This window comes from Paraglaciecola sp. (assembly GCF_030730205.1).
Lineage (GTDB): Bacteria > Pseudomonadota > Gammaproteobacteria > Enterobacterales > Alteromonadaceae > Paraglaciecola.
The window spans coordinates 22,911-29,864 of the sequence record NZ_JANQVQ010000309.1 but is presented as its reverse complement, the minus strand read 5'-3'; the positions used below and the strand labels follow the sequence as shown (position 1 = coordinate 29,864).

Sequence of the window (6,954 nt, the reverse complement as noted above, 5' to 3'; positions counted from 1 at the left end):
CCGTTGGGGCAACACAAAAAACACCTTAGGTTTTATACATTGGTTCGTCATTGGCATTTTACTGTTATTGGAGAATACACATGGATTTAGATCCACTCGTTCTGTCCAGAATTCAGTTCGCGTTTGTAGTGTGCTTTCACGCTATATTTCCGGTCTTCACCATCGGATTAGCGAGCACAATTGCTGGATTTGAAACCCTTTCATTTAAAACAAATAATCCTATTTGGCAGAAACTATCAAAATTTTGGATCCAAGTTTTTGCTGTTGTGTTTGGCATGGGTGTAGTTTCAGGGATCGTAATGTCATTTCAGTTTGGTACAAATTGGAGTAATTTTTCCTACGCCACCGCAAACTTTCTTGGTCCAGTGTTAAGTTATGAGGTGATAACAGCCTTTTTTCTCGAAGCAGCTTTTTTAGGGGTCCTATTATTCGGCCGAGACAAAGTGCCGCAAGGGGTCCACTTATTTGCCGCCATCATGGTCGCAACAGGCACCTTTATTTCTTCGTTTTGGATTTTAGCTGCCAATTCTTTATTGCAAACCCCTGATGGCTTGGTTTTGGTAAAAGGGATGTACCATGTTGTTTCTTGGGCTGATGCCTTATTTAATCCCTCTTTTGCTTATCGTTTTGCTCACATGGCGCTTGCATCATTTCTCACAGCCGCTTTTGTTGTCGCTGGTGTAAGTGCATGGTTTTTAATTCAAAAACGTGAAGTACAAGCAAATCGTAAGGCTTTGTCTGTTGCCCTATGGTTTTTACTTTTCTTGGCTCCACTCCAAGCGATTGTGGGTGACTTTCATGGCCTCAATACCCTGAAGCATCAACCCACTAAAGTAGCCGCTATGGAAGGAAACTGGGAGACAGGTAAAGGTGTGCCATTGCTGTTATTTGCTATTCCGGACAAAGAAAATCAAACCAATCACTTTGAGGTAAAAATTCCCAACATGGCCAGCTTCGTTTTAACTCATGATTGGGACGGAGAAGTACCAGGATTAAAAGATGTTCCAATTGAAGAACAACCTCCAGTATTTGCTGTTTTTTGGGCTTTTAGGGTCATGGTTGCTATGGGATTATTAATGATTGGCTTTGCTATTTGGGGACTGTTTTTACGCATAGGTGGTAAGTATTATCAGTCTACTATGTTTTTAAACGGTTTACGCTTAATGAGTTTGAGCCCCTTTTTCGCGGTACTCGCGGGCTGGATTGTTACTGAAACAGGTCGTGCACCATGGCTCATCTACCAACAAATGACCCATGCTCAAGGACTAACCCCCTCGTTGACCGGTGCTATGGCACTGTTCACTTTAATTGGTTATGTCATTGTTTATGCATTGGTCTTTAGTGCTGGCGTTTATTATTTGCTCAAAGTATTTCGTGGGGGTCTAGAAAAAGCCAATGCACCACATGAATTAGACAGTATTGAACGCCCTTCAAGGCCTTTCTCAGCTGCCCACGCAAGTCTAGATGAAGAAGGAGAAAAATAATGGAACAACCTTTCGATTTAACCCTAATTTGGGCCGGTATCATTGGTTTTGGTATCATGATGTATGTCTTAATGGATGGTTTTGATTTAGGACAGGGTATACTGTTTCCCTTCGCGCCTAATGAACATACTCGTGATGTGATGATGAATTCGGTGGCGCCAGTTTGGGATGGTAATGAAACGTGGTTAGTCTTAGGTGGTGCTGGCCTTTTAGCTGCGTTTCCTCTGGTCTATTCGGTTTTTCTACCTGCTTTGTATATTGGCGTATTTTTACTTCTAGCGGGATTGATATTTCGGGGGGTTGCATTTGAATTTCGTTTCAAAGCTAAAACGTCGCGTTATTTATGGAACTGGGCTTTTGCTGGCGGTTCAACGGTCGCTGCCTTTGCGCAAGGTGCGGTGGTGGGCGCATATATCCAAGGATTTAAGACTGAAAACCTTGTTTACGTTGGAGGCGCATTAGACTGGCTCACGCCGTTTACCGTTATCACAGGAGCAGGTTTAGTTGCCGGTTATGCCCTACTGGGTAGTACTTGGCTGATTATGAAATCAGAGGGCGAGGTACAAGACTGGGCCTACAAACTCACACCCAGATTACTACTCGGTGTACTAGCGGTTTTTGCCATTGTCAGCGTTTACACCCCCTTTGTAGACCCCTTTGTAAAATCTCGATGGTTTGATAGCGTTAGTCTAATTTGGCTGCTACCTGCTTTAGCTATGTATTGTGCGTTTATTATTTTTAGAGCGGTAAAAAAGCGCGATGAAGGACTGCCTTTTGTTGCCACAATGGGTTTGTTCGTTTTTAGCTATTTGGCCCTGCTTGCGAGTAAATGGCCTTATATTGTGCCACCTAACTACACAATTTATGATGCGGCATCGGCACCAGAGTCTCAACTGTTTCTGCTCCTTGGTTTTTTGTTTGTCATTCCTATCGTGCTGGCATATACCGCTTGGACATATTGGGTATTTAGAGGCAAAGTAAAAGCAACCGGTTATCATTAATAAGATGGTAAAACGCGTTAAAACACAAACTAACTCGAGGCCTGCGAGCGGCCTTGAGTTTTTGCGAAGCCTTGCTAAACAACAAAGTAAAAAGCTCAGGATGAGTGTTTTATTTGGCTTACTTTCAACAGTAGTCATGATAAGCCAATGGTTAAGTTTGGCGTATTTAGCGCACCAGATCATTATTCAACATCAGTCACTCGATAAAAATTGGCCTGCTAGCTTAATACTATTGAGTAGTGTGTTGTTACGCCCTATCTTTCTAAAGTTCAAAAATAACTATGCACAGACTGCAAGTTGGCTAATTCGCCAGCATATCCGAAGCCTTGTGTTAGAACATTGGAAAATTAGTAGCCCTTTGATGAGTCACCATCATTCTCCCGCTGCAGCAGCCAGCCAATGGGTTGAAGAAGTCGAAGCAATGGATGGCTACTTCAGTCAATACTGGCCACAGCAAATGCTTGCCGTGTTAGCGCCGCTATTAATTATCATCCCTGTGTTCTACTTAAATTGGTTATGTGGCATGTTACTTTTAATCAGCGCACCTTTAATTCCCTTATTTATGATCTTAGTGGGTCTGGGTGCTGAAAGTGTTAACCAAAAATACTTTGTAATGCGACAGCGTCTTGCTGGGCATTTTCTTGATAGGGTCAAACATCTAAGTACCATTAAGTTGTTTAACGCACATCAACCTGAAATAAATGACATCAAACAAAAAAGTGATGATTATCGCAAAGTCATTATGCAAACTTTAAAAATTGCCTTTTTATCATCAACGGTTCTCGAGTTTTTTACGAGTGTAGCCATTGCAAGTGTGGCTATTTATATCGGTTTTTCGTTATTTGGTGCGATCACGTGGGGACCATCTACAGAATTAAGTTTGTTTAGTGGTTTTGCTATTTTGCTGCTTGCCCCTGAATTTTTTCAACCCTTGCGAAATCTCTCCCAATTTTATCATGACCGAGCTAGTGCCTTAGCCGCCAGCAATAATCTGGTTAACCTATTTAAAATTTCATACAAAAGCACCAACAGGTTAACAGGTAAAACTGAAGAGCAAGGCGCTGTGCCGCCGGCTTACTTTCATTACCAAACACCCGAGCAAGGCCTAGCTCTTGTTGACCTTGTTATTGGACATCAACACGCTCTGCAAACCCCGCTAAATTTAACCTTGCAGCTTGGTGATATTGTGAGTGTTTCCGGCCCCTCAGGATGCGGTAAGTCAACTTTACTGAATACGCTTGCTGGTTATTTATCCCCAATAAATGGGCAGCTTTTTATACCTACTTTTGATGTTCATCGACCTCAAATTGCTTATCTGCCGCAACAAGCATGGTTGATTCAAGGCAGTGTGCTAAACAATATTGTATTATTTAATCCCGCTATCGACGAGGAGGAACTGAACACTGTTTTACAAGCCGTAAACTTATTAGAAGACATTAAACAACGCGATTTAGGGCTTTCTACCGAGATAAGCGAAGATGGCTTAGGATTTTCAGGTGGTCAAAGTCAGCGCATTGCTTTACTTCGACTCATGATGGCACCTACCGCGTTAATTATTATGGATGAACCCACTGCAAGTTTAGATACACAAAATCGCCAGCGTGTTATCGAACAAATCCAAAAATTGGCACAAAACGCCATCATTGTCGTGGCAACTCATGATCATGACATTTTCAACATTGCCAATCATCACGTAGTCTTAAAAGCACCTCTAGATGCAACTAAAGGTAGTAAAAATGTCGGTTAAAGCGCGGGACAGTTTAAAATACTGGACAATAAGAATTATTGGTTGGCAGCCGAAAAAGTTATTTTTAGGTACCATATTAGCCTTAGTGACAGCTTTAAGTGGTATCGCGCTATTGATGTTATCTGGCTGGTTTATTAGCGCATCAGCGATTACTGGCCTCGCTATCGCTGCAGGAATAATGGTTAAGCTGGATATTTATTTGCCTGGTTCAGGTATTCGTTTTTTTGCTTTATCGCGCACAATAGGGCGCTATGCCGAACGTCTATATAACCACAATTTGGTTTTGTCCTTGATTGCACACTTGCGTCAACAACTCTTTGCAGGGCTTGTTCATCGGTCGAATAACGATTTTAAACATACTCCTAGCAGTGAATGGTTGAGCAAACTCACCGCAGATTTAGACAGCTTAGATAATATTCTCTTAAATATACTCATTCCAACGGTGGTAGCACTATCTACTACCGTCATACTGGGTCTATTTATCGCATTCTTTTGGCCCTTACTAGCCTTCTGGCTTACCTTGTGCCTAGTGTTTATCTGTCTGATGACTGCGTCTTTTATTATAAAATTAAGTAGCTTTAACAGTTATCAAACCGCGCATTTATTGAATGTTGCTCGAGGCCAAGCAATTGAACATTTGCAAGGCCAACTTGTTTTGCAGTCAATGGGGGCAAACGACCTACACCAAAGGCACTTATTGGATACGATTGAGCAATTCGGTGAAATTCAGCGCCGACTCAACCATGGTGTACAAAATATTCAGTTAATGCACAGTCTGCTTTTGGGTATGACCATAGTTGCACTTAGCCTGTCGGCCTTCTGGGGCGTTGAGCAGGGATTTTTTGATGGACCTATTGCGATTTTGTTAATACTTGCTGCCGTTGGCATCGTTGAACTATTACAAAGTGTTCCTGCTCACTTTATTCAATGGGGCAAAACAACTTATGCTGCCGAACGCTTGTACCTTTTAGCTTCCTCCCCACAGCAGAAAAGCAATCAAGTACAACAATTGGCTAAAGCGTTATTACCCACCAAGCAAATCACGAGTCCCCTGCACCAAGTGCACTTATCAGTAAGCAATCACCCCTATATTCCTGCTAGTGTCGATGAGCCAATAGCTTTTACTATAAATAGCACAGACAAGCTTTTGATCATTGGAAAATCAGGACGAGGAAAATCGACACTCGGTGATCTCTTAAGTGGTCAAGCCGACACATTGAACTTGACCACCACTCACTGCGAAATAGTAGTCAATAACATCCCCTTACATACAGACAATATAAAAAGCTGGCAGCAGTCACTTGGTTATTTAAGCCAGCAAAATGCCATACTCGCAGATACCTTGTACGCTAACCTAACCTTGGGACAACCTGAAGTTGGTCTGGCACAGATCCATGCTGCTCTCGATATTGTCGAACTCCGAGATTGGGCATTGTCATTACCCAAACAGCTCGATACTTGGTTAGGAGATACAGGTAATAAACTTTCTGGTGGGCAAGCCAGACGTATTTGCCTTGCCAGAATTATTTTAAAGTCACCACAGTTTTTGTTGTTAGATGAGCCCTTTAATGGCGTAGACAGCAGCATGGCAGCTAGAATTTGGCAGAACCTGACACCTTGGTTACAGGATAAATGTCTTGTATTAATGATGCATGAAAAACCACTATTTTGGACGCTGTCTGATAAGCAACAGTATCCCGTCAACATCCTCAGCATTTAAATATCTGTCGTTTTTTATCTGTTTAATTTCTATCTAAATACGTGCTTCGCTTGCCCACAATAGCAATGCAAAACCTAGGGAAGCGAGTTGGCAAGCCTTTTGCGTTGTTAAGCTTATAACGCGATAACGATAATTTTGGGCGGCAACTTTATGAGCAAGATCAAGGTAGATGCGTTCTTTGATAATAACACCAATACGGTTACTTACATCGTGATTGACGTGGCCTCACAGCATTGTGCCATTATTGATCCAGTACTTGACTACCATGCAAATTCTGGCCGAACGACCACTGACTCTGCTGACAAAATTGTCAGCCATATTGACAAATTTGGCTATAAAGTGGAATGGATACTAGAAACTCACGCTCATGCCGATCATCTCACAGCGGCGCCGTATCTGAAAGCGCAGCTAGGCGGCAATATTGGCATTGGAGAGCATATCATAAGGGTACAAAATACCTTTAAGAAGCTGTTTAATTTATCAGATGAGTTCGTGCCCGATGGACATCAGTTTGATCATCTTTTTAGCGATGATGAAAAAATCAGAGTGGGCCATCTTGATATGCGTGTTATCCATACTCCAGGTCATACACCTGCATGTGTTTCTTACTTAATCGAGGATGTTGCATTTGTAGGCGACACACTATTTATGCCGGATTACGGCACAGCACGGGCAGACTTTCCAAATGGCAGTGCTAAGCGCCTTTATCATTCAATTCAAAAGTTATTAAGCCTACCTGATGCCACCCGCATCTTTGTTGGCCACGACTATTTGCCAACAGGGCGCAGTGAGTACATGTGGCAAACATCTGTGCTTGAACAGAAACGTCAAAACGTCCATGTACACGAAGGTATTGGCCTAGAAGACTTTGTCGCCATGCGTGAAAAAAGAGACGCGGGCTTAGACGTGCCCAAACTTTTATTGCCTGCGATTCAGATAAATATTAGAGGTGGGCAGCTTCCCTCTCCGGAAGCCAATGGTCAGCGATACTTAAAAATACCG

At 42.5% G+C, this 6,954-nt stretch carries 5 protein-coding genes; all 5 read left to right on the top strand.

Annotated elements, in window-relative coordinates; genetic code table 11:
• Nucleotides 1–80: 80 nt before the first annotated feature.
• Nucleotides 81–1,484, top strand: a complete 1,404-nt coding sequence (locus NWQ57_RS20410) for a cytochrome ubiquinol oxidase subunit I (protein WP_306024030.1) — start codon at nt 81–83, stop codon at nt 1,482–1,484.
• Complete coding sequence (cydB, locus tag NWQ57_RS20405) at nt 1,484–2,485, top strand: cytochrome d ubiquinol oxidase subunit II (RefSeq protein ID WP_306024029.1); 1,002 nt, start codon at nt 1,484–1,486, stop codon at nt 2,483–2,485. Before NWQ57_RS20410 ends, cydB begins: the two co-directional genes overlap by 1 nt.
• 100 nt (nt 2,486–2,585) lie before the next feature.
• Entirely contained in the window at nt 2,586–4,232 is a 1,647-nt protein-coding gene (cydD, locus tag NWQ57_RS20400) for a thiol reductant ABC exporter subunit CydD (RefSeq protein WP_306024028.1), read from the top strand.
• Complete coding sequence (locus tag NWQ57_RS20395; RefSeq protein WP_306024027.1) at nt 4,222–5,952, top strand: amino acid ABC transporter ATP-binding/permease protein; 1,731 nt, start codon at nt 4,222–4,224, stop codon at nt 5,950–5,952. Before cydD ends, NWQ57_RS20395 begins: the two co-directional genes overlap by 11 nt.
• A 150-nt stretch (nt 5,953–6,102) precedes the next feature.
• The coding region (locus NWQ57_RS20390) for an MBL fold metallo-hydrolase (protein WP_306024026.1) at nt 6,103–6,954 on the top strand (852 nt) is incomplete at its 3' end.

Bases quoted from the DNA above. Each gene is read 5' to 3' on its own strand.
- cydD (WP_306024028.1), top strand. From the start codon at position 2,586: ATGAGTGTTTTATTTGGCTTACTTTCAACAGTAGTCATGATAAGCCAA.
- NWQ57_RS20395 (WP_306024027.1), top strand. From the start codon at position 4,222: ATGTCGGTTAAAGCGCGGGACAGTTTAAAATACTGGACAATAAGAATT.
- NWQ57_RS20410 (WP_306024030.1), top strand. From the start codon at position 81: ATGGATTTAGATCCACTCGTTCTGTCCAGAATTCAGTTCGCGTTTGTA.
- cydB (WP_306024029.1), top strand. From the start codon at position 1,484: ATGGAACAACCTTTCGATTTAACCCTAATTTGGGCCGGTATCATTGGT.